Origin of the sequence: Sphingobium sp. CFD-2 (assembly GCF_024611135.1) — a bacterium.
GTDB lineage: Bacteria > Pseudomonadota > Alphaproteobacteria > Sphingomonadales > Sphingomonadaceae > Sphingobium > Sphingobium fuliginis.
In genome coordinates this window covers 179284-204857 of record NZ_CP084407.1, presented here as the reverse complement: position 1 = coordinate 204857, position 25574 = coordinate 179284, and the positions used below count along the sequence as shown (strand labels likewise).

The following is a 25574-nucleotide window of genomic DNA, read 5'->3' as shown; positions in this document are numbered from 1 at the left end:
ATGGCAAGACATTCGAGATCGCGCAAATCCTTGATGGGAGTTCTCCTGCTTCTCTCTGCCGTCCTGCCCACCCACGCCCACGGGCAAGTAGCATCGAGCGCGGGTGAGATCGCCCAGTCCGCCGTTGGCCAGGCGGGCCAGCGTCAAACAAAGAACAGCGTCCGGGTGGATATCAAGCCGCTCGGCCGCCTGAACAGCCGGATTGCCAATCGGGTGCAAAACCGCATCCGCAACAGGATCGATCGCTATTATGATCCGCAGGCCAATACGACGTCGCCGTTCGAGGTCGCAGCGGAACGGAGTACGCGAATTCGGCCGGCGCGCCGATAGGACGGCGTTGGCGAGGGCAGGCGCGAAAACACCGGTTTTCCCGAGAGTGTTTCCATTCTGTTAATAAGCGTCTCAAGGAACGAACAGGTTACAGACCATCGAATGCGTGTGTAACCTTATCCTTTCTCTGCATTGGACGACAATATAATAATGATTCCTTGAGAAGTCCGAAATTTTGTTTCGACATCGGTTTGAACAGCGGCTATTAATGTTCCGACCCGGCTTGACATTTCCCTGTCGTGACAAGTGGCCCGGTCCTGAAGCTTGCCAGACCCTTATGGCCTTCAGAGATCCCGGCGCCACCCCGTTGCTTTGAGCGACACGATGACCCCCTTGGCGCCGGGACATTCTGACAACCCGTTGTTTTTGCTTCACAACATAATGAACATGGCGGGCCACGACGCTAAGCAAGCGCGGACCTCTCCCGATCATGCTGAAGATGGGGAATCCCGACGCCGATATCCCACTGCACCGGACCGACGTCGAGACCCCTGAAGCGTTCTGCAACGCATCGCAAAGCGGTTTTTGCACAGGGTCGGGAGAAGGGTCAATCCCTGCCGATTTCCTGCACTGCGCAGCGACAAGATGAAGCATGGGACAAATCTTCAAGGAATGTTTCGTCAAGCATCCAGTACGGATTTCCTGCGCCAGAACCGGCCACGAGAGTTGCCGTCGCAGGGCTGTTCATCGAAAGATTTTTCGCGCGTTGCACCCCGCATGCTGATGGGCGCCATGGCTGAACCGCTACTGCAAGGCCGCGCAGCTACTGATTACTCTTCCCTCAACGGTGGCGGCTTCCTCTCCTATGCCATGGATGCGCGTGCAGTCGTCCGGGCAGTGAGCATATCAGCCGTTTCGATCGGGTCGTGGCCTGCCGAAGGCCTTTATCGTGACGTCTTCGCCCGATGGGCATTGGCCCGTCTCGTGTAGCCGAGGCCGGTCCTTTGCGCGACGGCGCGGCGAAGCTGCGAGTAGCTGGGCGCAACCATCGGATAGGTTGCCGGCAATTTGTACCGAAGGCGATATTCCGCGGGTGTCAGCCCATGCCCTCTCAGGTGGCGCTTCAGGCTCTTGTACGGCTTGCCGTCGATCAGGCTTATGATGTGCCTGGGCGAGGCAAGGCTTTGGCGGATCGACACGGCGGGCCTGTATTCCTGCGGGACGCAGGTTTCACCGGCGACATCCTCGCTGAGCGCGGCACGTGTCGTCCTTATCAACTGCGCCAGCTGATCGCTCGGCAGCGGGTTTTTCGAAACGAAGGCGCTTAGCAGTTGGACGGTGAGAGCGGCGACATCGGAACCGGATTCTTGTGCCATGCAGGGACTCTTATTCGGGGGGCAATGCCGGCGCTTCTTGTAGTGCGGAACGGCAAAAGTAAATGTGGCAATGACCATTGGCGAAGGAATGGATCAAAAGCTTATAGCATCGAGTAGCATTCGAGGAAGCCTGTGCTGCTCGCAGTCGTTGGACGAGACCTTCAGGAGCGCCGTCGATCGCGGCAGAGGAGATGAGGGTGTCTGGGGATCCAGAGCCGGCGCCGGCTGCTCGCTGTCTTTAACCTCGAGGATGATCTGCTTTATCTCACCGGTTTCGATGGAGCGGGCCTCGACCAGAAAATCGGGGCGGAATGGACCGGCAGGGGTCAGGGAATCGAAGACGGGCTTCTCGATGGCACATTCAACGCCTTCGCGCCGCAAGGCATGGCGCGCCCGGAGTAATTCCCGCAGGACCGTGCGTTCGGCTTCGGACTCGACCGGCACGAAGCAGCGGCCCGACAGGATAGGCTGGGCATAGGCTCTGAGCGGGGAATATCCCCGGGACTCCGGATATTGTCCGACAACGACCAGGATGAGATAGGGCCCGCCGATGCGATTGGATCGAACCGACGGTGATTGCACTCGATTGGCGAGATAGAACGGGTCGGCTCCCGCGGGCCTGATGATATTGCCCTCGAATTTTTCAGCGAACAGCGCGAGAAAGGCCTGCGGCGCATGTCCCGTGGGCCAGTTTTCCGCCATTCTGCGAAGCGCGGCATAGACCTGTTTCCCATGCAGCGCGGCTGCATGCGTCCATAGAAGACGGACCAACTCGATGCCCGGAGCGATTTCGATCTGTCCCGCCGCGCGACCCAGGGCCCGGAATTCATGCGCGATGGAATGGACGGCCGGGGTCTGTCCAAGGGGTGAAAGCCGGTTGACGCCGGACAGGTCGATCAGCCGCCGCAGCAGCCGGGCGAGGCGCGGGATGGAGGCGTCGCGCGTACGATCGTCGATCAGGTCCCGCTGCGGCTTCTGGGCGAGCTTGTCGGGCGCGGGCAGCAGGACCTGGAAGAAGCCTGTTGGCGGTTCGACCGGGGTTGCCCGGTTGTGCACATGGGTGATGCGATTGGTCGCCTGGTCGCGAAAGAAGGGGCAATCGGCGCGGTGCTCGGGCCGGTTCGACTGCGTGAGGCGCCGCAGATAATAGGTTTCCGCTTCGCTGAGATAGGCCGGTGTCAATATGGGAGGGAGCGCCGACCTCCCAAGGCAATCGCATGCTATCCACTTGGCGCCGATCCGCGCCTGCTGGACAAGCATTATGCCTGCCGCCTCGTCCTGCTGGCTGCCTGCGCCGACATACCAGCGTATGAGCGCGTCGCGCAGAACCGGCGGCAGAGCGATCCTGCGGCCCCTAGCGGCGCCATCGGTCTGCCGATCGATCAACCACATTGTCTGTGTGCCAGGCGCAATGGACGGGACCTGGAACGGCGCAGGATCCAATTACCCCCGACCACAGCTGCCCCATCTCCTCTCTTGCGCGAGTTCCTGACCGGTGATCGCTGAGTTCTGCCGAATTGCGCTTCCGATCGCTGGGATACTCCAGTCTTGTCGATGGCGCGGGGATTGACAAGCATAATCAGGGGCGCTCTGCTTGTTCCTGCAAGGATTGGAGAAGCATTGATGCCGAGCATTCGGGTAGTCATGGCCGTTATCGCGCTCCTGCCTGGCGCAGCCGCCGCCCAATCCATGACGGCCGGCAGGACGGTGCAACTGATAGAGATGAGGCGGGTCCCATCGCCATGGCCCGAGCTGCCCGTGGTCAGTCCTTCCGATGCGATGCAGAGGGATAGCGATTCACGACCCTCGTTCAGGACGCACGAAGTCGGGATGCTGACAACAGATCGTCCGATGATGGCTGCTTCGGGCGCGAGGGCACACGGCCCTGACGGCACGGGCGCCTCGCCAGCGCCGGACATGACCACGGCGATTGACGTCCCCGCATGGATGAGGCCCGAGGCCGCAGGCGCTGGGCGTTCGCCATCTGGCTGCGCGCCAGTTGCCTATCGGCCATCGGGATTTCTCGAGACAATTGCAGAGCGAAGGCGCGCCGCCCATTTCAGCCTCATGCGCGCGGCGGCATGCCAATATGATCTTCCAGTGGGTCTGTTCGACGCCATGATCATCAGTGAGAGCCGCTATGATCCGTCCGCCATCTCTCCCAAGGGGGCCTTCGGGCTCACGCAGCTCATGCCCACAACGGCGATCGAAATGGGCGTGGACCGTTATGACAGAGTGCAAAATCTGCAAGGAGGAGCGCGCTATCTGCGAACCCAGCTGGATCGCTATGGGGCCTATCATCTGGCGCTTGCCGCCTACAACGCTGGACCGGGCCGTATCCGCAAAGGGGCTGTGCCGCGCATAGCGGAGACCCAGGACTATGTATCCCGAACCCTTGCCAACTGGCGTCGGTTAAGTAGCGGGGCAGGGCCTTTCCAGGGCATTCCGGCGGCATCGGGACAGATGGCCGGGATGCGACTGGCCGAGGTCACCATCTTCTGATTGTTCGTCCAGTCATCCCATGGAGGCAAGCCGACAGCCTAGCGGCGGCGCGCCAGGCTATCTGGCGGACGCAGAGGATCCGACGGCCTGATCTTGTGCCACGTCCCGGAGCATGGCGGCCCAGCACCCTAAAATCTGCCCTTCCGCGTCATCAATCTCGCTTGTGGCGACCGCATAGACGCCAAAAAGCTCGCTGACATCGCTCACGCGAAGCAGGCCCTGCCGAGCCAACAGGGTGGTAAGGATCGACAAGGCTCCTCCCATGGCTCTCACCAGCGCGGCGTCGGGGGGAGGCTTGTCATGGCTGTCCGGCATTGACCATTCCTTCAGGGTGGATTTCAGTTGATCCCCAGTTCCCGCAGGGCGAACCGGCGTATGGGCGCGGCGAGGTCGTCACGTTCCAGCGCAAGCGCCAGATTGGCCTCGATATAGCCGGCCTTCGACCCACAATCGAAGCGGCGGCCGTCAAAAGTCACGCCATGGAAGGGATGCTGCCCGATCATCGCGGCCATGGCGTCTGTCAGCTGGATTTCACCGCCCGCGCCCTTCTCCTGCGTTTCCAGGATCTTCATCACCTCGGGCTGGAGGATGTAGCGCCCCGGCAGGATCAGGTTGGAGGGCGCCGTGCCCGGCGCGGGCTTCTCGACCAGGCCCATTACCTGCGTCAACGCGCCGTCGCGCTTGCCGGGATCGATCACGCCGTAGCTCGGCGTATCGGCCATCGGGACTTCCAGCGCGCAAACGAGATTGCCCCCGATCCTGTCATAAGCCTCGACCATCTGCCTGAGGCAACCGCGGCCCGGCGCGCCTTTCATGAATTCGTCGGGGAGCAGGATGGCGAAGGGTTCGTCGCCCACGATCTCGCGCGCGCACCAGATGGCATGGCCCAGGCCGAGCGGCTCCTGCTGGCGCAGGAACACAGCACTGCCCGGCGACAGGCGCGTGCCATCCAGCGCGGAGAGATCCTTGCCTCGCTCGCGCTGGGTGGCCTCGGCCTCGAAGGCCATGTCGAAATAATCCTCGATCGCGCCCTTGCCGCGCCCTGTGACGAAGATCATCTGCTCGATCCCCGCCTCCCGCGCCTCGTCCACCGCATATTGGATCAGCGGACGGTCGACAACCGGCAGCAATTCCTTCGGCACGGACTTGGTGGCGGGAAGGAATCGCGTGCCCAGACCCGCGACGGGAAAGACAGCCTTGCGGATCGGCTTATAGGCCATAGGATCTCCATTCCTCCGCTTATGCGTGATTTCTCAATGGCACAGTGCATCACACCATCTCACCTGTCCAGAATCTTGTGATTCCTCCGCGACTCCTGCCGGAATGATCGCCTGATGGGGATGGATGGCAAGAAGCTTCACGCCGGAAAATGGGATGGCGCACGCTTGGCCAGTGGCCCTACCGCGGGCATTTCGGCTCCTCTTGTGCTAACCGAAGCTGTAACGCCTGCTCGGATGAGAGTTTCATATTGCACTCACCTGAAACTCGGACAGTCATTCTTTTCTCCCATCCGCGAACTCGCCATCCGACGGCGTCTTCCTGATCGTCCGGGGCACGCAAGCGCCCTTCTTGACGTCAGCACGGCAGCCAGCCTGCCGCCTCTCGCCCTTTTGATGCTGCACCCAATAATGTAGATCGTGCTGGATTGGCCCGCCGCCTGAATATGGAACGCGCAAACCGCCCGGTTCAGCAGAATTTGAACAAGCCGACCTTTCACCATCTGCTCGATGAGCGGGAAGGATCTCTTGATATGAAGGGGCCATGGCAGAGGGCGCCGCTGGACTGGGCGGTCATGACGTGCATTAAGCCGGATGCCGTTCCAGTTGTGCAGGGGAAGCAATGATCGCCAGGAATGACTCTATCATGCGTCGGGGTAATCCGACTGGCGCCGACGCAAACGACGTCGCCGCCCAGCAAGCTGAGGCCAAATCCGGGGCGCCTGCGCGCGTGTCCGGCGGGCAGAAGGCTCAGGTCAAGGAGAGAGTTTCGATCAGGCTCGACGCCGATCTCGTCGCTGCCCTGCGCGCGAGCGGTCCGGGCTGGCAGACGCGCGTCAACAATATGCTGCGCCGGCAAGTGCTCCAGACGGACTGACGCCTTGTGTGCGCTGCATAAAATGCCGCTACCAATGTTCCCGTGCCAGCGCGGTTCGAAGCCAGGGAAACGAGCCTTGCCGCCAGGCGACCGAGTGCATGGTGCGTCGTCCTTCATGGAAGGTTCATCGGCCGAGGCTAGGTTCCGTCACGTCGCTCCACCCCTCCGGGGCGACAACCCCCAAATTTTTGACCTCGCCGCTGCGTTTGCTCCGGCGGGGTTCTTTTTTGCCGGACAGCGCCGGTAGCATCGTGCGCGCTGATCTGGTTTCGCACACTCACTCTGCCAATGGGCTAGCAGCATGGAAAAATGGCAACTGCGATCATCGCGCCTGGCGCCATAGCGATGGATAGCGATATTTTTGAGGACGACGGCCTGTTGCTTGCGGTGAACATCGAACAGGCCAAGGGCCGAGCCAGACGGCATTCGCCGCAGGGTTCCGACAGCCCGCAAGTCGCGACCTCGATGCCGCTTTGGCCCGTAGAGGAGTGGGAAAGCAAGAATCCGGCTGTTCCTGGAGAAGCGCGCGATGGCGTTCGCCTCCGCGATTGACATGTCGTGCCTGAGAGCAGGGAAGGCGGTAACCATGTCGCGATGACCAATGCGAATGTACGGCAGGAGCAGGCGTGGTCAGGCCGGCTTTTCCTTCTCCTGGAGCCAGTCCGCCAGTTCCAGGAGGTTTTCGGACAAGGTTCGGCACTGTTTTTCGGAAAGGAGGATGGCTGAAGGGAGCGGCACGGTACCCTTTTGTTCGCCGCGGCTCACCCAGAAATGCACGTCTGCCATGCCGTCCGCGGCAAATATCTCCCATCCCAGAACCGGCTTGCCCGATGCACCTTCCGCCATGCTTCACCCTGTAGAATCAACGCGGCATACCCTGCGTTATCGGCATGCTGGAGTCGACTCCGCAGAGGGTAGAGAGCGGCGCATTGCCCCGCAGCCCACGTACCGGTTCAGGTCATCAGAAAAGACGGGGGATCGTCAAGCTCGACAGCGGTCCTGCAAGACCAGGCTCCGCACGACGCCGTCCCCCGCCGCTACCCGGCACCGCAGCCGCAGTGCCGGGCAGCGGCTCCATTTTGCCTTACCGAGCCGGAAAAATCTCATAAGGCAGGCTCCGCCTGGGCGAAATCCGCCTATGCCTTGCGCAGGATCTCCTTGGCCTGGCGCAACTCGCGGTTCTCCCGCTCGCGCGCCTTTTATCTGTCAGCCAGTTCTGCCAGAGCCCCGGCACGAACGCTGCTGTTCCAGCTCGGCCTTCTTCATCCACTCCAGCAATGTGTAGGCCAAACAGCTGATCTTCTCCGCGATCGCTGTCGCTGCCGCCGAGCGGGAAGAATGCTCTTTTTCGTGATCGAGAACCGTCTTCACGGCCCGCTAGCGAACCTCAGACGCAAACTTGTGCGTCGTCCTGCTCATTGACCCTCTCTCAGGAGTTGGGGTCTCCGGTAATACCGGGGCGGTTCAAGCGCCTGCAGAGGTCCTCGACCCGTTCCTCGTTAAGCCGTATGAAGCCGGTGATGCAACGACCGGTTGAATCCGCTCAATATGTCTCGATCAAATATTCCGAGCGCCTTGCCGGGAGCTGGAATTGAGCCATCGGTGGGCAGCGCAGGCGACAGCTCCGAGAGTCTATGGACGCTTCCCGCGCAAGATGCTTCTTGATGTCGAGTCCAGTTTTGCCTGCGCAAATCCATCCGGCTGTTGCCGGGGCGATCACGCCCTTGGCCATGATGGGATCCGCTGCCCTCGCCCGCATAACGCAGTCGGCCTCGAAGGCCATGTCGTGGGTCAAGGTCAAGAACGCGGTCCTTTCCGTTTCGCCATCATCCTTCCGCGCCACCATAGTGGCACTCGTGACGCGATGCGAACCAGCGTTGCGCGCGTGTGGCGGATCTGGAGCGGCAAAAGCATTCGATCATCCAGCGTAACAGCCAGATGCGACAGTCCCCTGGCGCCATTGCCGGGAGCATGAGCGTCAAAGACCCGGCGGTCACTGTCTGCCGATGCCGCACAAAGCAGGCGTGATCGCCCATATACTGCTCCCCGGGATAGTAATGCGCACTGTTCAGGCGTGTCCCGCCGCTGCACGCGACGATTCTCGTACAGGCGTTCGCGGGGGCGAAGTTCCAGCCTGAGGCTGCCGATGTCCTGCGAGCGCCCAACATTGATGGCTGTGGCAAAGCATTCATTATTGCACGGGGCGGCGAATGCAGCATAGGAGGAGCGCCATGATCAGTATCGGGCCTTCGCGAATTCTGTGCATCCATTTCGCCATTGCCTTCCTTTGCCTGAGCTTTTTCCTGGCGCCGGTGGTTCGTGCCGAGGTCGTCGTCACATTCTGGTCGCAGGAGCTTGGTCGAAATTTTCCGCATGCCTTCTTTACGCTGCACGGAACGCGAACGGACGGAACGAAGGTGCGGGCGAGTTACGGCTTTACGGCAAAGGCCATCACGCCTGCTATCCTGCTGGGAACGGTGCCCGGCCGTATCGACGAGACGACCGATCGCTACATTGCACGCAGCAACGCGCATTTCTCCGTGCTTCTCACCGACGCGCAGCATGACGCGATCATGCGCCTAGTGGCTGAGTGGGGAGAGAATGGCGATCATCGTTACCTGCTAAACAGCCGCAACTGCGTCCATTTTGTCGGCGAGGCGATGCGGCGGACGGGGCTGAACGTCGTCGAGGACAAGAAACTGATGAAGAAGCCGCGCAGCTTCATCCAGTCGATCGAGCGGCTGAACGCCGGCCATATTCGCGTCATCGAACTTGAGGCGTCACAATATATGGATTGGCCCCGCAACGAGACGGCGCAAACCGTAACCGTCAGCGGCGCGCGCCATGGTGCAATAGCACGCGAGCCAAGCAGATAGATGATAACCGATGAGCAAGGCTGAGGCCGAGAGGCTGCTCGGGCTGATAGCAAAGTCGTTCGCCTTTGAGCTATTGGCGAGAGAACCCGAACAATTCGGGTTGACGCGCGACCTGTCTATAGAGGAGCGGCTCGGGATCGCCCTCTCGATGATGAGTGATCCTGACATTGAGGCGCTCACGCGCAAGACCATCTGCGCGTGCCGGACGCCCGAGCGCCAATGGCTTGAGGTAACGGGAATGGATGAAGAGCAATGGCATGAATTCCTGACGCAAATCGGGGGTGAAGTCCCGCAGCCAGGACAAATCATTCAGCTGAGCGATCATCGGGGCTGACGTAGCCGATACCAGTCCGGAGCGGCGCTTCCAGCGAGGCAACGATCTGCGCGCTCGGGCGCGACCCACAGCGCTGCATTGAATCAGCGGGAAGGTTCAAGGCGCGGGGCATTGTTGCTTTGCGCCTTTAGCCAATGGGTCTCGCCAGCGTTGGCCATGCGTTCGATTGCGCGCGCACGGACGTCCGCATCCGGAATGTGCAAGACGCTGCTCACCTCCGCGAACCGCTTCCACCATGACACCAACGTTGCCCTGTGAAACGGAAGCCATCAACGACCAGGAGCTGACGCATTTCAGCGAATCTGTGCTTGCCTTCGCGGCGCAGCTAATCCGCTGTTATCCGGTAGCGCCTTTCCTCACCGGCCTGCTCAACCGCGATCCTGCGCCCGCTGAATCGAAGGGTTGGGAGGCCGGCATGGACCGTGTTGGGTTCCAGCGCGTCACTTCCCCGAGTTCACGGATGGTGGCTCCGCCGTCGCGCGCGAGCATGTCGACAATCAGCGCCTGCTTGGTTCCGCGCGCGGCACGCCCTCAGCCTCCTTCGATCTGGTGCGGCTTCCCGCTGAAGATGATGAGGTTATCGGGTTCTGACGCAAACCAGGCATAGCTGCCCCAGGCAAGGCCGCTGACGGTCTTGCGGAAAGTCTGCGACGCGCGATCAAGATAGGCGGTCACGAAGGAGACGTGCTGCGGCGCGAACCCGGCACCTTCGGCAATCTGCAGGAGCGCGGCTTTCCGGGTGTCGTTGACAGGGCCGTCCGTGTGCACGACCTCGACGAAGATCAGCAGCGGGTGCTCCGGGCCGAGATCGACCAGCACAATGTCAGGAAGGCTCTTGTCAGCCGGGATCGTCAGCCCGATCGCCCTGGCCAGTTCATCATCCCGCGCCACGACCTTGTTGCCGCTTTCGCTCAAGGTGATGACGCCAGGTTTCGTCAGGAACTTCGGCGCGAAGACCTCAATGACCGCCTTTGAAATGTCAGCGCTCGGCCCGGCTGTCATGCGCCGGGTCTCGCCGTTGGGGAACGTCACCAGCTCGTAGGCACCGCCGCCAGCAGCGCCTTTGCGCACGATCGCGATGCGCGCGAGCGCGCCGGCATTAAGGTGTTTTTCCCGCCAGGCTGCCGCCTTCGCGATGAACGTGGCCTCGTCGAGATCGGGCGCCAGCAGCGCCGCGAAATCGCCCTGCAGGGCATAGCGTCCCGCCGGCGAGGTGGTCGACAGGCCGGCGCGCTCGATGACGGCGCCGTTCCCGATCAGCGCATAGCGGATCGTGTCGTCGCGAATGGATTCCCGCGTATTCACGGCATACCAGCGGCCCGGCACATCGGCCTTGCTCGGCTTGATGGAGGCTTTCGCCCAGGCATCGCGCGCGCCGTCATCCGCCTGCGCGGCCTGCTGGTCCGTCATGCGTGTGACCTGATCCGGCCTGATCCATCGCTCCGCACCTTCGACCGCACCGGCATAGAGCATCACGAAGATGGTCTTGGCGGCGATCTCCCAGACCGAACGCTCGCGGTTTGCGGAGCCCTCCGGGAATATTTCTGGCAGGCGGGCGTGAACGTCGTTCCACGACAACAGGGCAGGCAAACTCATGCCTTGAGGCCATAGAGGCCGCGCAGGGCCTTCTCGATCGCCGCGCGTGTCGCGCCTTTCGCAACCAGGCGCTCGATCGGCGCCATGGCGGAGAGAGGCGGCAGCGGGATGGACTCCAGCTCAAACGCGGAGACGGCGACGCTTCCGCTGATACAGCGGAATATCTGGTCGACCACATCGCTGTTGAGGACGGCCGCGACGGTTGCAGGCGTGACCTTCGGCTTGCCGATGGCGCGCACCATGTTGAGGTGGTTCTCGACGACCACGCCGCCGTGCGCGTCGATGAACGCCTGCGGCAATTCAGCCGCGATCAGGCGGCGCAGCTGCTCCTTGGCCGTCGTGCGTTGCACGAGCACGCAGGATTGATCGACAACGAGCCAGCCATCCCCGGCTTCCGTCTTGAAATAGGGTGCGTGGTTCTTCTTCTCGGCACGGAAAATGAAACGGCCATCCGCCGTCACCGCTTCCGCCCAGATCAGCGGATGCAGGCCGCGCGCCGCCCGGCCGCGCATCTGCGGCTTGAACCTGTTCCAGACGAGCGGGCCGGTCGAGACGCCATAGCCCCAATCGGACAGGCGTGCGGCCAGGCCCTCGGCCGACTTGATCAATCCCACATGGGCCGGTTCGCGCGGGGCGAGCCACGGCGCGCCGGCATCGGCGGGCAGGCTGACCTTGCCGTTCCTGGTCAGGCGCGCTTCGCGCGCGTTATCGACGGTGAGGTAATGGACCTGGAAAGGCTCACTCTCCCCGCCCTTGCGGTAAAGCGCGAGCAGGGTTTCCTGCAGCACATCCTCGAACACGCCGCGCCGGGCATGCACGAAGTCGATCGCGACCGGCGGCGCCTCGGCCGCGAGCAACTGGCGCAGGGCGGTGTAATACTGCCCCCCCAGGACGCTCGTCGGGGTGAGATAGGCGATCACGCCGCCCGGTCGCGTCCATCGCAGGGCGATGTCGGTGAAGACGCCGTAGAGGTTGGCATGGCCGTAAAGGCCGCGCGCATAACGGCTGCGCTGCGCAGGGGTGAGCGTCACGCGGCCGTAGGGCGGATTGCCGGCCACAAGGTCGAACTGCGCCGCCGGCGTTTCTTCGAGCGTGTCGCAGACTTTCACAAAAACCGGCACCGGGCGGCCGCTCGCCGCACCTAGGTCGGACAGCAGGATTTCAAGGGCTGCCTGCGACAGCCCTGCCGCATGCGGATCAAGCTCAAAGCCCGACAGGCGAGTGCCGAGCTGCGCGAGGATGAAAGCAGGCTCGCTGCCGTCAAGCGCCCGCCGCATGCGCGCGGCTGCTTCAAGCAGGAAGGCACCGCCGCCACTCGCCGGGTCGAGCACGCGTGCGCTCGACCAATCCACGCCGCCCTCGGTAGCCAAGTCGAGCAGGCGACGCGTCAACGCCGGCGGCGTATAGAAGGCGCCCAGGGCGCTGCGCTCCTTGCCAGGCAGCAGCGTCGTGTAGAGGCTCGTCAGGAAATGACAGCCTTCCAGCAGCGGAAGCGTCGCCGCTTCCTGCCCGATTGATCGGGCCAGCTGGCGGGCAGTCGCATCAAGCTTTCCGCGGACAGCGACAAATGGCGGGCTGAGGGCAAGGCCGGGCGCCACGCCGGCGGCAAAGTCCTCCATGGCGGCGCGTGTGAACAACGCGGCTTGGCTGGTACGCCGCGTTTCCGTGATCGTCTCCGACCAGGCGCGCGCCATGACACGGGCGCGCGAAAGCTCGATGCGCTTTGTATCAAGCGTCACGGCCATCTCAATTGGAGTGGCCTTCTTCACTTTCACCGGCGATTTCAGGCTCACGAAATCCTTACCCCGCCAGCCGTGGCCGCTTTCGGCGTAAACCGGACCACTTTGATATCGGCTGCCCGTTTCCTGACCTGTGCGATGTCGAAGCTATTTTGCATTCGCATGAGCGTGACTAAAGACAAGCCAAACGCTTTCTCGATGCGCAAGGCCATCTCGGGTGAGAGATGTGCTCGACCGTTGAGCAGGGCCGACAACGCTGGACGCGTAACCCCGAGCGCCTGTGCGGCTTGCGTCACGGAAAGCCCATGCATTTCGATGATTTTGCTCTTTACAAACCGACCAGGATGAGTGGGATCTTTCAGGCGAACTCCAGCTCTCATTCGCTCGCCTCCTCCGCGCGTTATCTCAAGATCGTGCACTGTAAAGAGTCACTTTACAAGGCATTTCGTTCCCTTAACGTTCGCGCTGGAGGCGGCGCAAGACGGTATACAGCATCACCCAGGGGAGCTGGGGGTCTCTCAACGTGCCCATGACTGTCTCGCGAAAGGAAAAAGTTCTCGCTCAGGCTCAAGATGTACCAGCGGCCGCTTGCGCCACTGCAGGGGACGTTCAGGTGGACCTGCAAGAACGTCGTGATCCGGTCGCATAGGCCCGAGGGATCCAGCCCATCAGACCCGAAAGCGTTCTTTCCCATGGCCGCTTAGGCCATTGGAGAACGATCGTGGAAATGCCTGAAGCCGAACCCGCCGTTACCAGGCGTCAAGTCGGACATGCCCGACGAACCGTGGATGCAAAATACTCTCAAGCCAAAGCAACTATGGGAAATTCCATTCTATCTGATCAACGCCGCCGTTTGAGATCGGGCGCTGGTCGATATGACGATCGACAGCAAGCTCCGTGGTTGCATCTGGTTGATGAAAATCGGTGGTCTTGTTGGCCGCGGGCAGATCCGACCGCATGGGAGGCCCGGCCGACCGGGCCTCCCGCCTTTCAATACTCCATCGCCGGCATCGGTGCGGATTTCTCATCTTTGGGCAGTTCGGCAACAAGTGCTTCCGTCGTGATGAGCAGCGAGGCGACCGAGGCGGCGTCCTGCAGCGCGGTCCGTACGACCTTGGCCGGATCGATGACGCCTGCCTGGACAAGGTCCTGATACTCGGCAGTGGCGGCATTGAAGCCCCAGTTGTAGTCGGAGCTTTCGAGCAGCTTTCCAACGATGTACGCGCCGTCCTCACCGGCATTCTCGGCGATCTGCCGCACGGGCGCGCGCAGCGCGCGGCGGATGATATCGATACCGGACTGCTGGTCGTCATTGGCGGCCTTGAGGCCATCGAGCGCCCTGATCGCGCGAAGCAGCGCGATACCGCCGCCCGGCAGGATGCCTTCCTCCACAGCGGCACGGGTCGCGTGGAGCGCGTCATCGACACGGTCCTTCTTTTCCTTGACCTCGACCTCGGTCGCGCCGCCGACCCGGATCACCGCCACACCGCCGGCGAGCTTGGCGACTCTCTCCTGCAGCTTCTCGCGGTCATAGTCCGATGTCGTGTTCGCGATCTGCTGGCGCAGTTGGGCGAGGCGGCCGTCGATATCGGCTTTCGTGCCGACACCGTCGATGATGGTGGAATTGTCCTTGTCGATCGTGACCTTCCTCGCACTGCCGAGCATGGAGATGGTGACGTTCTCCAGCTTGGTGCCCAGTTCCTCGCTGACCACATTGCCGCCGGTAAGGATCGCGATATCCTCCAGCATGGCCTTGCGGCGATCGCCGAAGCCGGGCGCCTTGACCGCAGCGATCTTGAGGCCCCCGCGCAGCTTGTTGACCACCAGCGTCGCCAGCGCTTCGCCCTCGACATCCTCGGCGATGATCAGCAGCGGACGGCCCGACTGCACGACCTGCTCCAGCAGTGGCACGAGAGCTTGCAGATTGGAGAGCTTCTTCTCGTGGATCAGGATGTACGGATCGTCGAGCTCGACCTTGAGCTTTTCGGCATTGGTGATGAAGTAGGGCGAGAGATAGCCGCGGTCGAACTGCATGCCCTCGACCGTTTCCAGCTCGGTCTCGAGGCTCTTGGCTTCCTCGACGGTGATGACGCCCTCATTGCCGACCTTCTCCATGGCTTGCGCGAGAATATGTCCGACCTCGGCATCGCCATTGGCGGAGATGGTGGCGACCTGCGCGATCTCGCTGTTGGCGCTCACCTTCTTCGCATGCGTCTCGAGATCCTTCACCACGGCGTTCACGGCCAGATCGATGCCGCGTTTGATGTCCATCGGGTTCATGCCCGCAGCGACGGCCCTGGCCCCTTCGCGTACGATCGCCTGGGCGAGCACGGTTGCGGTCGTCGTGCCGTCGCCCGCCCTGTCGTTCTGCTTGTTGGCGACTTCGCGTAGCATCTGCGCGCCCATATTCTCGAATTTGTCGGCGAGCTCGATCTCCTTGGCGACGGTTACGCCGTCCTTGGTGATGCGCGGCGCGCCGAAGCTCTTGTCGATCACGACGTTACGACCCTTGGGGCCAAGCGTTACCTTGACGGCGTTGGCCAGCGTATCCACGCCGCGCAGCATGCGGTCACGCGCGTCCGACGCAAACTTCACTTCCTTGGCAGCCATCTGCCTGCTCCTTTCTTCGATTCCTTCCTGATGGTTAGAGGGATGGCAGGTCGGCTCAGGCCGCCTGCTTCACAGGCACGACATCGTCGATCACCCCGAGAATGTCGCTCTCCTTCATGATGAGCAGATCCTCGCCGTCGATCTTGAACTCGGTACCCGACCATTTGCCGAACAAGATGCGGTCGCCGGCCTTGACGGAAAGCTCGAGGAGCTGGCCGCTATCGTCGCGCGTGCCGGGCCCAACGGCGACGACCTCGCCTTCCTGCGGCTTTTCCCTGGCGGTGTCGGGGATGATGATGCCGCCCGAGGTCTTCTCCTCGGCTTCAACGCGGCGGACGACCACACGGTCGTGCAAGGGGCGGAAATGCATGCATAACCTCCGGATGCAAAACAGAATGGGACAAGCCCTGCCGCTCATCGGAACGACAGGTTCGCGTGAATTAGAAAAATGGTTTCCCCGTTCAAGAGGGAGAATGGACTTTTTTGGCACTCGCCTACCCAGAGTGCCAGGCCAACCCTTTTCAGCAACATGTGCCGCATTTCTCCTCTTGACGCGACTCACGGCAGCTCCAAAATTTTCTGCCGCATGTGGCACCGCCCACGCATGAGAATAGGAGCGACACAAGGAAAGGAGTCGCAGCCATTTGCCCGTTTTCTGCACCCCTTCGACGTTGCGCGCCATCCGAGCCTGGAGCCGGAAGTCAAACGCGCCATCCTCGCCTCCTGGGCGTCCGACCGCTCCGCGGTGAAGAACCAGCCGGCGATGCGCCGGCCGCCCGGCGCCCAGGGCGCCGTTCCGATCGACGAGGTCTTCGCCGCCATGCGCTCGCTCGATGACGCGCGGACGGACGGCCGATCGCTGCAATGACCGATCGCGGCTTTGTCGCACAGCTGGAGGGCTACGGCCTCACCACCGCCGAGATCCATTATTACCGGCCCGATGCGCCGTCGTTTCTCCAGCTGTTCGTCTGGCAGGAATATGATCTCGCGCCCGATTTCCCCGTGCTGTTCGGCTTCCTCGATCATTGGCGGCGGGAAATCGAGGCCGCACTCCATTCGGTCCGGATCGCGCACGGGCGACTGATCCGTCCTGCCGAATGGTGCGCGATCGATGGTATCATCCCGCTCCAATGACGCGGTCCTGCCGAGCGCTGGCGCTGCTCGATACCACTGGAAGAGCTGGGCTGGAACTTTGCAAATCGAAAGCGGCGCCTCGATTTGGCCGCGAGCGTGACCTTCGGCGCGGTTTCCTGGGAGCCTTTGACCGTCAGATGCTGCTGCAACATCGCGCCTGCGGAAAGCCGCTCGAATTGCCAGGGCCGGACCTGCGATTGTCATTAGCGGCGAGCGCCGTGGCATCGCCCCAAGTCCCAATCGATTTGAGGCAGGGCCGGGACCGAGTTTTCGGGCTGCCTGTCATGCCGCCTTGTCATGACCGCAATGCGGCGGACATTTTCGTTCGCCTCCTCTGTTTTCGGCCGGGTGACAGTGAGCACGCCGTTCTTGAAGCTGCGTCGGCCGTGTCGCGGCCGAAGCCCTTCGCAGGCCGATGCGTCGCTCGAAGCGGTCATAGCGGCGCCCGGCATACGCGCCATTCGGGACCGACAGTTCGAACGTCCGCAGTTGCCAGGACCCGGCGGTCGGGAGCGATTCCCTCTTGCCGTCCTGATAGAAGACATCTGGCTAATTGTGCTTGAGCGCGCCATTGCCTCATGTGCGACGTCCGGTTCGACGATCCTGTCGGTGACGGAAAGTGATCCGTTCAACTTAGAGAAGGTCGGGACCTGCGAGGCCGGCGCGAAATTCCTGTTGCGCTTCAGCCAGGTGCAGGTGGAAGCATCTGCCTTATACAATGACTTCGGCGATCTTCAGACGAGCGCAACCAAGCTCGCCAATGGATTGCTGATCAGAATTTGCACCAATGTCGGCAGGACCTGCACCTATAGCGCGTAGGTTAACATTGTCGCGCGGCCGATTTTCCAACCTGGAGATGCAGGTCGGCGCCCAGTGGCTGCAGGGCAGGATCATCGACGTGGTCAGCGACAATGAAGCCGAGCGGGACCGCCGCCACGCGGCGGTCGAGAGCCGCTGCTGATCGGATTGCGATCCTGCGCGCCCAATCACAGCTTTTGGGCAATTTTGTTCAACCTGGCGTTGTTACCAGACGCATAGCTCGCATATGTTCAAAAAATGCTTGCTATGCGTCGCTCGTGCCTCTGTCGTCCCTGTATACTGATTGCAGAGGGTTGGGCGTAGAAGATCAATCCTGTTTTCGACCTTGAGAGTTTCGGTCGATGGTGATAAACCTTTATTGATCTTATACCAAATATGTCATAAAACTTTATGGAAGATTGATCGGAGTTCACCATCCCGGACCGCAAGGCCATCGTCACATTCAAGGGCCGTCCAGCAGGAACGCTGAGCGAAATCGGTCGTGACACGCGCTTCATCTATCACGACGGGTGGCAGGACGCGATCGCCTGTGCGCTGCCGACATCGACCCGCGATCATTACTGGCGTGGCGGCCTCATCCCGTTCTTCGAACATCTGGGACCCGAAGGCTGGTTACGCGGACGCCAGGCGCGTGCCGGCGGCACCGCCGAGCAGGATGATTTCGGGCTGCTGCTTCAATATGGCGCGGATTGTATCGGTGCGGTGGGGATTTGCCCCGACGGCATTTTTCCTGAACCCACCCTTCTGACGAAGGATGTCGTCGACGAGGCTGCAACTGTTCCCGGCAGGACGATGTCGGGCGTGCAGAAGAAGCTGCTCGCCTGGCAGGATGCGGAGGGCTTCCGCCCCTGCCTGCACGCAGCCGAGCCTGCGACGCATATCGCCAAGTTCAATCGCGCCGATCTGCCAACCCTCGTCCAGAATGAGGATCTGTCCCTGCGTCTCGCGCGCGAGATCCTCGGCGAGGAGCGCATCACCGTGGCCACCCGCGCGCAGCTGCGCGGCATTGAGGGTATTGCCTTGCTGGTCGAGCGATTCGATCGGCAGGATGGTGCACGTCTGCGACTGGAGGATTTCGCCCAGGTCCTCGGCAAACCGCGCGGGCGCCAATTCGACGGCAAATACCACTCCTCCTACGAGGAGGCCGCCACGGTCATCGAGCGGCATTCCGCGCGCGCGCGCATCGATCTGGCGCGCTATTTCGAGCTGGTGGTGTTCAACCTGGTGATCGGCAATGCCGACGCACATCTGAAGAATTTCTCGTTGCTCGAACGGGCGGAAGGCCTCCGGCTGAGCCCGGCCTACGACCTCGTCAACACCCTCGTTTATCCGGACTATGAACGTGAGGCCGCACTTGAGATCGGTGGCGCCAAGCGCGAGTTCGAGGCGCTCGATCGTGCGCTCGTCAAGCGTCTCGGCACCGATATCGGCCTGCCGCTCCGGGCTGTGCAGGGGTCGCTCGATCGCCTGCGCAAGGCCTTTGCCGGCGCCAGGACGCTCGCCTTCCCTCCCAACGTCCAGCCAGACGATTTTCGGGTCCGCTACCGCGAGATCGTGCACGACAATGCCCAAAGGATCCTAGCATGACCGACTTTCCGCTCGACTGGCGCAAGGTTGTTGACGAGGCGATCCGCCGCCGCAAGAACGAGGGACTGACCCAACGCAGCCTGGCGGCGCTAGCGGGCGTCAGCCTGCCAACGGTCAATGCCTTCGAGCAGGGCGAGATCACGCTGCGCTTCGAGCGAATCGTCGCCATTCTCGATGCGCTCGGCCTGTTCGTCCAGCGGGGGCGTTCGGACAGCCTGCAATCCTTTGCCTATGCCGCCCGGACACGCTGGCAGGAACTCGTCGCCGACCTGCCCGAGACCAGCGCTTCGCGGCATCCCGAAGGGTCTAGCGAACAGGCCTATGCGATCGACGGCATCGAGAAGGCGCCGACACTCTCCAAGCTGCGCGAATTGCTCGCCAGCGCCCCCAAGACGTCGGGCTGGCCGCCTTTTTGGGTGCCCACCAAGGATTCGATCAGGCCGACGATCCGAAACGGGCTTGTCGAGTGCTGGCTGGGCAGACCCGAGCCCGATCGGATCTTCACCGACGCCGCGCACAGCGACTTCTGGCAGGTATCGCGCGACGCATCCGCTTACCTGCAGCGCGGCTATCAGGAGGACGGGTCCGACTTCGAGCCATCGACGATCTTTGACCTGACGTTGCCGATCTGGCGGACCGGCGAGGTTCTGCTCCATGCGGCCTGGCTGGCGCGGGCGCTCGGCGGCGACGCGAACAGCTCGATCCGCTTCGTTGGGCGCTATACCGGGCTCGCCGGCCGTGAACTCTTCTCCTGGGCGAAACCTCTGCTGCGGCACGCGCTCGAGGAGCGGCACCGCGCACGCACCGATCAGGTCGATCTCGGCGCGGTCGCCCGGGTTGGCGAGATCGAAGACGGGCTGGCGACGGTGGTCGAGGGCGCGCTGCGGCCACTCTACGAGCGGTTCGACGGCTATGATCCGCCAGCCGAGCTGTTCGCCGGCCAGATCGCCGATCTGCTGCGCCACCGCGCCGCTGCGGACGGCCGATAGCCAGCGGGGCATTCGCGCTGACTGCGAGGCGCGTGGCTGCGATCTCTCGACGAACTTCAGATTGGATGCGCCGGAGATCGTTTTAGCTCAAGCCTGGCTCGTGTCGGGTGGCATCGGATCCCAGAGAGGCGCGAATCCCTGCGGGTTGACGATGCGGCTCCTCAAGCCGCGCCAGCTGCGGTCTTAAGGGTGTTTCGACCGTCTGGACCCCGCGCCTTTTTGGCTTTCGCGAGCTGGAGACCCCAAAAACCGGTATTTTTTGCGGCGACGCGGCCCGACTTGATGACGCGGGCGCTGCCGGGCGCAGAAGGGGCGGCATTGAGATCGATTTCCGTGATACCCCGCGTCGAGTTCGCCGGTTTTGCCGGATTGCCGGCAGGGGCCGCCCATACACTCCCGGCGCTCGTGGAATATCTGCCCGTTGAAGTTGGCAGAGCGTTCGCATCCGTTGGATTTCCGGCGCGTCGAAGTTTCGTAGCGGAAGACGGAATATCAGCTGGTGTTTCGCGTCGGCGAAGCGGGTGGCAAGATACCTGTAAGCGCGCAGGCATTTCGCCATCGTCGCAGGCTCAGGCCGAGCTGACCCGGGCCCTAGTCGCACCCCAGTCGCGCTATGCGCGTCCGGATGCGGACGCGGTGATCGCGCGCAACCATCGGGGCTGTCATCGCCCGCTTGACGGTCTCGACGTTCGTGGGGCAACTTCAAGGAAATCTACGTCTGGCCGTTCAACCGCTCGATAGGATCCGCGCGCTGGAATTCGAGCCAGAGTTTTTTCCGGAACGTCATGCAGGCCGGCACATCGGACTCCGCCTCATCCATCAACGCTGCCAGGCCAGGTCCGCGCGGGGCAGGTCAACTCGGCTGAAACCGGCGACAAGTGACCTTTCTCTGCCTGATCCATGTGCACGTGGGAAAAGCCATATGCTGACAGGAGACGATGCGATGATCTTGCCATGACATGCCAATTTTTCTACGCAACCGGAGTGAGGAATAGCGATCTAAAAGCGATAATTCGTGCGCTTATAGGCGTGGTCGAGCATAGCGATGGACAGAGAAGAGCCTTTGTCGCGGGATTTGTTGGGGCAGATCTTCCTCCCAACGCATCGGAGCGCGCCCGAAGCAATTTTCGTCTCGGGCGGCGGGCGAGGGAAGCGCTCAAATAAACCGGACGCCCCATGAGCGTAAATAGCATGGAGCTGGGCGAGAGCCGGGCGGCTTGTTGGGTCTCTTTGCCAGGGTAGACCGCACCGAGGATGACACCACAAGGCGTTTTCCTCCCTGGAAACCTTCTTTCATGACCTCGCGCAGCCGGACTGAACGGCTATCGGTATCAGCTGAACTCGGCCGCAGGTCCGTCCGAAATGGAACATCTGGCTCACCGGTCGGCGTCTGCCGGGCTGACGCGGGAGAAGCTAAGGCTTTCCTGTCCATTGCTGTCATCTCGTCGTTCGTAATAAATTCCGTCGGACAAGGGCGTAAGGCGAAACAATGGCTGGCGGGCACCATCGATCAGCACAATCTGTCCATCTGGCGCGACGAACCAGGCAAAGACGTCTTCCGTTGGCCCGGGGGTGCAATTTTTCTCTGTATCGATCACGTCGTCATGGCCGCAGAACCAGGGCAAGGCGAAGAGGGCGGTGCAGGCATTGTCGGCCTGCGCCTCATAGCCTCCGATGGTGCGCTCATCGGTCAGGATGATCCTGCAGGCGCGACCGCCCTCACGATCTTCCGCCAGCTCGTAGATGCCTTTCATCCGCGACGCGTAGACGTATGGCGCATCGGACAGGCCATCGTCATGCAGGGCAGCGGACGAATTGCGCCGCGCGTCCATGCGACCGGCCGGGGATGCAGCGAGGACTGCTGATGCCATGGCGAGGAACAGGGCTGCGAAAGCGCCAAGGGAACAGGAGCGAGGCAACCTCATTGCGCCGTCACCCTCGCGGCATAGCGGCTTGCCGGCTCGCCTTTGAGGCGGGTTGCTCCATTGTCCAGGAGTGTCGTGCCCGCGGGTACGAGACCGAATTCGAGCGTTGCCGTGCCCGGCTTGTCGGCTTTATAGGTGAACACCGCCAGGTCCGTGCCCTGAGGTCCGGCCCGGGGCTGAATGTCCAGGTCCTGAAACATGAAAGGAGCTGCTGCCATGACATCGGTGGCTGACGTCCAGAGCAGGTTATCGGTGGTACGATAGGGCAAACGAATGGTGACAATGCGGCCTTTTACCTCATGCGTGCCGCGGGGAAGGGGAGCGATTTCGCCAGGAACGGTCCGGGGCTGGGTAGCCCGGTCCTCGCCGGTCATGTCCGAGGAGCCGCAACCGGCCAATAGGATGATCAAACCGCTTGCAATCGATAGGAACGCGCTTCTCATCAGACAGCCCTCTGTCATCGGGAGGGGGCCAAGCCCCTTTTTAAGAAGAGAGCGCCATAGCGCGCACGATCGCTCCGGTATTGAACGAACCGGACATCAACTCAGCAGCGCGAGGGGCCGGACCGCGCCAGCGCGGCTTCGCCCTTCCAGTGTCGCATAGGCGGCGTTGCGCCGGTCGCGCGCGAAGGCAGTCGGCGTCCAGCCGACAAATCGCCGGAAATCGCGGATCAGATGCGACTGATCGGCAAATGGCGTCATCGCCCGCTCCAGTCCGGCTTCGCCATGGCTGGTCATGATTGCGGCGGCACGCAGGGCGCGATATTTCATCGCCAGCGTTTTTGGCGAAGCCCCATATAGTTCAAGCGTCAATCGGCCCGCTTGACGGCTGCTCACGCCCAGTTCCGCGCATAGCAGATCGAGCGACAGGCCGGCGCTTCGTTCAAGCCACTGATCGATCATCGCGGTTCTGGCCAGAGTGATATCGGACAGATTGCGCGTTTCCTGGAGCAGGAACGACTCCAGGACCGCCACCCTGGCTGTGTCACCGACCGCACTCACCAGGCGGTCGCACAGTTGATCGATCTTCCAGTCGCCCCAGATTGCGGCGGCATCGATGATGCGATCGCTCAATTCCGCCGCCGCCGCTCCGACCAGAGCCATCCAGCCTTGGGGCAGAAGGCCCGTCGTCACGATTTCGGTCCCTGGCGCCAGCACCATCGCATAGGCCGCGCTCGTCGGTCCCAGCAGTGTTACCCTGGGCGCGGGACTGATCGGGCCGCCGGCGAAGGCATAGCCGCTCGCTCCAGCCAGCCGGATATGAAGGTTAGGGAGCATCGCCGGCAGTGTTTCCAGTGTAGGCGCGATTATCTCGCTCACAATGGCTGAGAACGGCGGTGCAAAATTAGACCACGGTGGCGGCGGCGAAGTGCTGCTGCGGGCGGCGTAAAAGTCGTCCACTTTGCCTTCTTTGCGCGAGCAGGGAGGGCGTGGAGATATATACCGTGGATCTTTACCTGAAGGTGCGTCTTGCTTGCGCGGGCGGCATGAGCCAGCGTGAGGCGGCGAAGCATTTCAACGTATCGCGCGACACGGTCCGCAAGATGCTGTCGTATTCGGAGCCCCCCGGTTACCGCCGGACGGCGGCGGTGCGGCGGCCCAAGCTGGAAGCGTTCGTTCCGATCATCGATGCATGGCTTGATGGTGACCGTCAGGTTCCGCGCAAGCAGCGTCATACGGCGAAGCGGGTATTTGACCGCCTTCGCGAAGAGCACGGTTTCACCGGCGGCTACACGATCATCAAGGATTACATCCGACAGCGCGAGCAGCGCAGCCGGGAGATGTTCGTGCCGCTGGCGCATGCGCCCGGCCATGCCCAGGCAGATTTTGGTGAGGCCATGGTCGAGATCGGCGGTGTTGTGCAGAAGGCGCATTTCTTCGTGCTCGATCTACCGCACAGCGACGCCTGCTACGTGCGCGCCTATCCCGCTGCCGTTGCCGAGGCATGGATGGACGGCCACGTGCACGCCTTCGCGTTTTTCGGCGCGGTGCCGCTGTCGATCGTCTACGATAACGACCGCTGCCTGGTCTCGAAGATCCTGCCCGACGGCACGAGGCAGCGCGCCCGGCTGTTCAGCGGCTTCCTGTCGCATTACCTGATCCGCGATCGTTACGGCCGTCCCGGCAGGGGGAACGACAAAGGCAGTGTTGAAGGGCTGGTCGGTTATGCTCGCCGCAACTTCATGGTGCCGATCCCCCGGTTCGCGACGTGGGAGGCGTTCAACCTGTGGCTCGAGGAGCAATGCCGCAAGCGTCAGAACGACCGGCTGCGGGGCGAGAGCGAGACGATCGGCGAGAGGCTGAAGCGCGATCTGGCGGCGATGCAGGAACTGCCGGCTGCCCCGTTCGAGGCTTGTGACCAGACCAGCGGCCAGGTCTCGTCGCAGGCGCTGGTGCGTTACCGGACCAATGATTACTCGGTGCCGGTGCGCTTCGGCCATCAGGAGGTATGGATCCGGGGCTATGTCGGCGAGGTGGTGATCGGCTGCCGGGGCGAGGTCATTGCCCGTCATGTGCGCAGCTACGAGCGCGAGGACGTGATCTTCGATCCCATCCATTACCTTCCCCTGATCGAACAGAAGATCAATGCGCTCGATCAGGCAGCGCCCCTGCAAGGCTGGCACCTGCCCGAAGCGTTTGCAACGCTGCGCCGCCTCATGGAAGCTCGTATGGGCAAGCATGGTCGGCGCGAGTATGTGCAGGTGCTGCGTCTGCTGGAGAGCTTCACGCTTGCCGATCTGCATGCGGCCGTAAAGCAGGCTCTCGATATCGGGGCGATCGGCTTTGATGCCGTGAAGCATCTCCTGCTGTGCCGGGTGGAGCGCCGACCACCCCGATTGGACATGGCGATCTATCCCTATCTGCCCAGAGCCAGGGTGGAGACGACATCGGCGCGCTCCTACATGCAGTTGCTCTCGGGCGATGCGAAGGATGCGGCATGAGCAGTCCGTCCCCCGAGCTGTTACTGGCCAGCCACCTCAAGACGCTCAAGCTACCAACCTTCCTGCGCGAGCATGACAAGCTGGCCCGGCGATGCGCGGCCGAGGGCGCAGATCACGTCCGCTACCTTGCCCGGCTTGTCGAACTGGAGCTGATCGACCGGGAACGCCGGATGGTCGAGCGCCGGATCAAGGCTGCGAAGTTCCCGGCCGCCAAGAGCCTCGACAGCTTCGACTTTGCCGCGATCCCCAAGCTCAACAAGATGCAGGTGCTGGAACTGGCACGCTGCGACTGGATCAACCGCCGCGAGAACGTCATAGCCCTTGGTCCCTCGGGAACCGGCAAGACCCATGTGGCGATCGGCCTCGGCCTTGCCGCCTGCCAGAAGGGCCTGACGGTCGGCTTCACCACCGCGTCCGCGCTGGTCAGCGCGATGATGGAGGCACGCGACGAACGCCGCCTTCTGCGCCTCCACAAGCAAATGGCCGGATACAAGCTCCTCATCATCGATGAACTGGGGTTCGTGCCGCTCTCGAAAACCGGCGCGGAACTGCTGTTCGAGCTGATCTCGCAGCGTTACGAGCGCGGCTCGACGCTGATCACCAGCAACTTGCCGTTCGACGAGTGGACCGAAACGTTCGGCTCCGAGCGCCTGACAGGCGCGCTCCTCGACCGGCTTACCCACCACGTCTCCATACTCGAGATGAACGGAGAGAGCTATCGTCTGGCCCAAAGCCAGGCGCGCAAGGCACGCTCCAACCCCTGACAGAAAAGACCATCCGTG

Annotated in this window: 28 protein-coding genes and 2 pseudogenes; 15 read left to right on the top strand and 15 right to left on the bottom strand. The window is 62.4% G+C overall.

What is annotated here, in order from left to right; genetic code table 11:
• Nucleotides 1-33: 33 nt before the first annotated feature.
• On the top strand, nt 34-330 hold the full coding sequence (locus LDB29_RS26385) for a hypothetical protein (protein ID WP_257558086.1): 297 nt from the start codon (nt 34-36) through the stop codon (nt 328-330).
• Between the two features lie 884 nt (nt 331-1214).
• On the opposite strand, the gene LDB29_RS26380 is transcribed toward LDB29_RS26385, so the two are convergent.
• On the bottom strand, nt 1215-1646 hold the full coding sequence (locus LDB29_RS26380) for a MucR family transcriptional regulator (RefSeq protein ID WP_257558085.1): 432 nt from the start codon (nt 1644-1646) through the stop codon (nt 1215-1217).
• 93 nt (nt 1647-1739) lie between these two features.
• A complete protein-coding gene (locus LDB29_RS26375; RefSeq protein WP_257558084.1) occupies nt 1740-3038 on the bottom strand; it encodes a hypothetical protein in 1299 nt (432 codons plus the stop codon).
• A gap of 708 nt (nt 3039-3746) precedes the next feature.
• Here LDB29_RS26375 and LDB29_RS26370 point away from each other — a divergent pair.
• Nucleotides 3747-4148, top strand: coding sequence for a lytic transglycosylase domain-containing protein (locus tag LDB29_RS26370; protein WP_306812593.1), 402 nt, complete (start codon nt 3747-3749; stop codon nt 4146-4148).
• 57 nt (nt 4149-4205) lie between these two features.
• On the opposite strand, the gene LDB29_RS26365 is transcribed toward LDB29_RS26370, so the two are convergent.
• Nucleotides 4206-4463: a hypothetical protein gene (locus LDB29_RS26365; RefSeq protein ID WP_257558083.1), complete on the bottom strand. Its 258-nt coding sequence runs from the start codon at nt 4461-4463 to the stop codon at nt 4206-4208.
• 23 nt (nt 4464-4486) lie between these two features.
• Nucleotides 4487-5368, bottom strand: coding sequence for a UTP--glucose-1-phosphate uridylyltransferase (locus tag LDB29_RS26360; protein WP_257558082.1), 882 nt, complete (start codon nt 5366-5368; stop codon nt 4487-4489).
• Nucleotides 5369-6011: 643 nt separating this feature from the next.
• Between LDB29_RS26360 and LDB29_RS26355 the strand changes: the two genes are divergently transcribed.
• Nucleotides 6012-6242: a BrnA antitoxin family protein gene (locus tag LDB29_RS26355; protein ID WP_257558081.1), complete on the top strand. Its 231-nt coding sequence runs from the start codon at nt 6012-6014 to the stop codon at nt 6240-6242.
• A gap of 309 nt (nt 6243-6551) precedes the next feature.
• Nucleotides 6552-6794, top strand: a complete 243-nt coding sequence (locus LDB29_RS26350) for a hypothetical protein (RefSeq protein WP_257558080.1) — start codon at nt 6552-6554, stop codon at nt 6792-6794.
• A 78-nt stretch (nt 6795-6872) separates the two neighbouring features.
• On the opposite strand, the gene LDB29_RS26345 is transcribed toward LDB29_RS26350, so the two are convergent.
• The gene (locus tag LDB29_RS26345) at nt 6873-7088 is read right to left on the bottom strand and encodes a hypothetical protein (RefSeq protein WP_257558079.1); all 216 of its coding nucleotides are present in this window, start codon (nt 7086-7088) and stop codon (nt 6873-6875) included.
• 293 nt (nt 7089-7381) lie between these two features.
• A pseudogene (locus LDB29_RS26340) lies at nt 7382-7613 on the bottom strand (IS3 family transposase); the annotation flags it as partial.
• Nucleotides 7614-8473: 860 nt separating this feature from the next.
• Between LDB29_RS26340 and LDB29_RS26335 the strand changes: the two are divergent.
• Both LDB29_RS26335 and LDB29_RS26330 read left to right on the top strand, forming a co-directional pair.
• Nucleotides 8474-9118: a hypothetical protein gene (locus LDB29_RS26335; protein ID WP_257558076.1), complete on the top strand. Its 645-nt coding sequence runs from the start codon at nt 8474-8476 to the stop codon at nt 9116-9118.
• Between the two features lie 10 nt (nt 9119-9128).
• Complete coding sequence (locus LDB29_RS26330) at nt 9129-9452, top strand: hypothetical protein (RefSeq protein ID WP_257558074.1); 324 nt, start codon at nt 9129-9131, stop codon at nt 9450-9452.
• A gap of 336 nt (nt 9453-9788) precedes the next feature.
• On the opposite strand, the gene LDB29_RS26325 is transcribed toward LDB29_RS26330, so the two are convergent.
• From LDB29_RS26325 to groES, 6 genes are all read right to left on the bottom strand, one after another.
• On the bottom strand, nt 9789-9941 hold the full coding sequence (locus LDB29_RS26325) for a hypothetical protein (protein ID WP_257558072.1): 153 nt from the start codon (nt 9939-9941) through the stop codon (nt 9789-9791).
• Between the two features lie 42 nt (nt 9942-9983).
• Nucleotides 9984-11048 (bottom strand): BsuBI/PstI family type II restriction endonuclease, encoded by a 1065-nt coding sequence (locus LDB29_RS26320; RefSeq protein WP_257558070.1) that lies wholly within the window; start codon nt 11046-11048, stop codon nt 9984-9986.
• Nucleotides 11045-12793 carry a class I SAM-dependent DNA methyltransferase gene (locus tag LDB29_RS26315; RefSeq protein WP_257558534.1) on the bottom strand — a complete coding sequence of 583 codons (1749 nt, stop codon included), beginning with the start codon at nt 12791-12793 and terminating at the stop codon, nt 11045-11047. The genes LDB29_RS26320 and LDB29_RS26315 overlap by 4 nt, the downstream gene beginning before the upstream one ends.
• A gap of 44 nt (nt 12794-12837) precedes the next feature.
• Nucleotides 12838-13167, bottom strand: a complete 330-nt coding sequence (locus LDB29_RS26310) for a HigA family addiction module antitoxin (RefSeq protein ID WP_257558068.1) — start codon at nt 13165-13167, stop codon at nt 12838-12840.
• Nucleotides 13168-13777: 610 nt separating this feature from the next.
• Complete coding sequence (gene groL, locus LDB29_RS26305) at nt 13778-15397, bottom strand: chaperonin GroEL (protein WP_257558066.1); 1620 nt, start codon at nt 15395-15397, stop codon at nt 13778-13780.
• Between the two features lie 55 nt (nt 15398-15452).
• On the bottom strand, nt 15453-15767 hold the full coding sequence (groES, locus tag LDB29_RS26300; protein ID WP_257558064.1) for a co-chaperone GroES: 315 nt from the start codon (nt 15765-15767) through the stop codon (nt 15453-15455).
• Nucleotides 15768-16001: 234 nt separating this feature from the next.
• On the opposite strand from groES, the gene LDB29_RS26295 reads away from it, so the two are divergent.
• The 7 genes and pseudogenes from LDB29_RS26295 (at nt 16002) to LDB29_RS26270 (ending at nt 19926) form a co-directional block, all read left to right on the top strand.
• Nucleotides 16002-16265 (top strand): hypothetical protein, encoded by a 264-nt coding sequence (locus LDB29_RS26295; protein ID WP_257558532.1) that lies wholly within the window; start codon nt 16002-16004, stop codon nt 16263-16265.
• Complete coding sequence (locus tag LDB29_RS26290; RefSeq protein ID WP_257558062.1) at nt 16262-16531, top strand: usg protein; 270 nt, start codon at nt 16262-16264, stop codon at nt 16529-16531. Before LDB29_RS26295 ends, LDB29_RS26290 begins: the two co-directional genes overlap by 4 nt.
• 297 nt (nt 16532-16828) lie before the next feature.
• Complete coding sequence (locus LDB29_RS26285) at nt 16829-17350, top strand: hypothetical protein (protein ID WP_257558060.1); 522 nt, start codon at nt 16829-16831, stop codon at nt 17348-17350.
• A gap of 7 nt (nt 17351-17357) precedes the next feature.
• Nucleotides 17358-17492, top strand: coding sequence for a hypothetical protein (locus LDB29_RS26280; RefSeq protein ID WP_257558058.1), 135 nt, complete (start codon nt 17358-17360; stop codon nt 17490-17492).
• A gap of 272 nt (nt 17493-17764) precedes the next feature.
• Nucleotides 17765-18001, top strand: a pseudogene (locus LDB29_RS29495) (HipA N-terminal domain-containing protein); the annotation flags it as partial.
• A 150-nt stretch (nt 18002-18151) separates the two neighbouring features.
• Entirely contained in the window at nt 18152-18937 is a 786-nt protein-coding gene (locus LDB29_RS26275) for a HipA domain-containing protein (RefSeq protein ID WP_257558055.1), read from the top strand.
• On the top strand, nt 18934-19926 hold the full coding sequence (locus LDB29_RS26270) for a helix-turn-helix domain-containing protein (RefSeq protein WP_257558053.1): 993 nt from the start codon (nt 18934-18936) through the stop codon (nt 19924-19926). The genes LDB29_RS26275 and LDB29_RS26270 overlap by 4 nt, the downstream gene beginning before the upstream one ends.
• A gap of 1376 nt (nt 19927-21302) precedes the next feature.
• On the opposite strand, the gene LDB29_RS26265 is transcribed toward LDB29_RS26270, so the two are convergent.
• The 3 genes from LDB29_RS26265 to LDB29_RS26255 all read right to left on the bottom strand — a co-directional run bounded on the left by LDB29_RS26265 (nt 21303) and on the right by LDB29_RS26255 (nt 23128).
• A complete protein-coding gene (locus LDB29_RS26265) occupies nt 21303-21758 on the bottom strand; it encodes a protease inhibitor Inh/omp19 family protein (RefSeq protein WP_257558051.1) in 456 nt (151 codons plus the stop codon).
• 89 nt (nt 21759-21847) lie between these two features.
• Nucleotides 21848-22294, bottom strand: a complete 447-nt coding sequence (locus LDB29_RS26260) for a hypothetical protein (protein WP_257558049.1) — start codon at nt 22292-22294, stop codon at nt 21848-21850.
• A gap of 96 nt (nt 22295-22390) precedes the next feature.
• Entirely contained in the window at nt 22391-23128 is a 738-nt protein-coding gene (locus LDB29_RS26255; RefSeq protein ID WP_257558047.1) for an AraC family transcriptional regulator, read from the bottom strand.
• Between the two features lie 209 nt (nt 23129-23337).
• On the opposite strand from LDB29_RS26255, the gene istA reads away from it, so the two are divergent.
• Both istA and istB read left to right on the top strand, forming a co-directional pair.
• Nucleotides 23338-24792 (top strand): IS21 family transposase, encoded by a 1455-nt coding sequence (gene istA, locus LDB29_RS26250; protein WP_218036328.1) that lies wholly within the window; start codon nt 23338-23340, stop codon nt 24790-24792.
• On the top strand, nt 24789-25556 hold the full coding sequence (gene istB / locus LDB29_RS26245) for an IS21-like element helper ATPase IstB (RefSeq protein WP_054944222.1): 768 nt from the start codon (nt 24789-24791) through the stop codon (nt 25554-25556). The genes istA and istB overlap by 4 nt, the downstream gene beginning before the upstream one ends.
• The last annotated feature ends 18 nt before the right edge of the window (nt 25557-25574 follow it).

Excerpts from the sequence above, each read along its gene's own strand:
- LDB29_RS26385 (WP_257558086.1), top strand. The coding sequence starts at position 34 with ATGGGAGTTCTCCTGCTTCTCTCTGCCGTCCTGCCCACCCACGCCCAC.
- LDB29_RS26380 (WP_257558085.1), bottom strand. The coding sequence starts at position 1,646 with ATGGCACAAGAATCCGGTTCCGATGTCGCCGCTCTCACCGTCCAACTG.
- LDB29_RS26375 (WP_257558084.1), bottom strand. The coding sequence starts at position 3,038 with ATGTGGTTGATCGATCGGCAGACCGATGGCGCCGCTAGGGGCCGCAGG.
- LDB29_RS26365 (WP_257558083.1), bottom strand. The coding sequence starts at position 4,463 with ATGCCGGACAGCCATGACAAGCCTCCCCCCGACGCCGCGCTGGTGAGA.
- LDB29_RS26360 (WP_257558082.1), bottom strand. The coding sequence starts at position 5,368 with ATGGCCTATAAGCCGATCCGCAAGGCTGTCTTTCCCGTCGCGGGTCTG.
- LDB29_RS26355 (WP_257558081.1), top strand. The coding sequence starts at position 6,012 with ATGCGTCGGGGTAATCCGACTGGCGCCGACGCAAACGACGTCGCCGCC.
- LDB29_RS26350 (WP_257558080.1), top strand. The coding sequence starts at position 6,552 with ATGGCAACTGCGATCATCGCGCCTGGCGCCATAGCGATGGATAGCGAT.
- LDB29_RS26345 (WP_257558079.1), bottom strand. The coding sequence starts at position 7,088 with ATGGCGGAAGGTGCATCGGGCAAGCCGGTTCTGGGATGGGAGATATTT.
- LDB29_RS26335 (WP_257558076.1), top strand. The coding sequence starts at position 8,474 with ATGATCAGTATCGGGCCTTCGCGAATTCTGTGCATCCATTTCGCCATT.
- LDB29_RS26330 (WP_257558074.1), top strand. The coding sequence starts at position 9,129 with ATGAGCAAGGCTGAGGCCGAGAGGCTGCTCGGGCTGATAGCAAAGTCG.
- LDB29_RS26325 (WP_257558072.1), bottom strand. The coding sequence starts at position 9,941 with ATGCTCGCGCGCGACGGCGGAGCCACCATCCGTGAACTCGGGGAAGTG.
- LDB29_RS26320 (WP_257558070.1), bottom strand. The coding sequence starts at position 11,048 with ATGAGTTTGCCTGCCCTGTTGTCGTGGAACGACGTTCACGCCCGCCTG.
- LDB29_RS26315 (WP_257558534.1), bottom strand. The coding sequence starts at position 12,793 with ATGGCCGTGACGCTTGATACAAAGCGCATCGAGCTTTCGCGCGCCCGT.
- LDB29_RS26310 (WP_257558068.1), bottom strand. The coding sequence starts at position 13,167 with ATGAGAGCTGGAGTTCGCCTGAAAGATCCCACTCATCCTGGTCGGTTT.
- groL (WP_257558066.1), bottom strand. The coding sequence starts at position 15,397 with ATGGCTGCCAAGGAAGTGAAGTTTGCGTCGGACGCGCGTGACCGCATG.
- groES (WP_257558064.1), bottom strand. The coding sequence starts at position 15,767 with ATGCATTTCCGCCCCTTGCACGACCGTGTGGTCGTCCGCCGCGTTGAA.
- LDB29_RS26295 (WP_257558532.1), top strand. The coding sequence starts at position 16,002 with ATGAGAATAGGAGCGACACAAGGAAAGGAGTCGCAGCCATTTGCCCGT.
- LDB29_RS26290 (WP_257558062.1), top strand. The coding sequence starts at position 16,262 with ATGACCGATCGCGGCTTTGTCGCACAGCTGGAGGGCTACGGCCTCACC.
- LDB29_RS26285 (WP_257558060.1), top strand. The coding sequence starts at position 16,829 with ATGACCGCAATGCGGCGGACATTTTCGTTCGCCTCCTCTGTTTTCGGC.
- LDB29_RS26270 (WP_257558053.1), top strand. The coding sequence starts at position 18,934 with ATGACCGACTTTCCGCTCGACTGGCGCAAGGTTGTTGACGAGGCGATC.
- LDB29_RS26265 (WP_257558051.1), bottom strand. The coding sequence starts at position 21,758 with ATGGACGCGCGGCGCAATTCGTCCGCTGCCCTGCATGACGATGGCCTG.
- LDB29_RS26260 (WP_257558049.1), bottom strand. The coding sequence starts at position 22,294 with ATGAGAAGCGCGTTCCTATCGATTGCAAGCGGTTTGATCATCCTATTG.
- LDB29_RS26255 (WP_257558047.1), bottom strand. The coding sequence starts at position 23,128 with ATGCTCCCTAACCTTCATATCCGGCTGGCTGGAGCGAGCGGCTATGCC.
- istA (WP_218036328.1), top strand. The coding sequence starts at position 23,338 with ATGAGCCAGCGTGAGGCGGCGAAGCATTTCAACGTATCGCGCGACACG.
- istB (WP_054944222.1), top strand. The coding sequence starts at position 24,789 with ATGAGCAGTCCGTCCCCCGAGCTGTTACTGGCCAGCCACCTCAAGACG.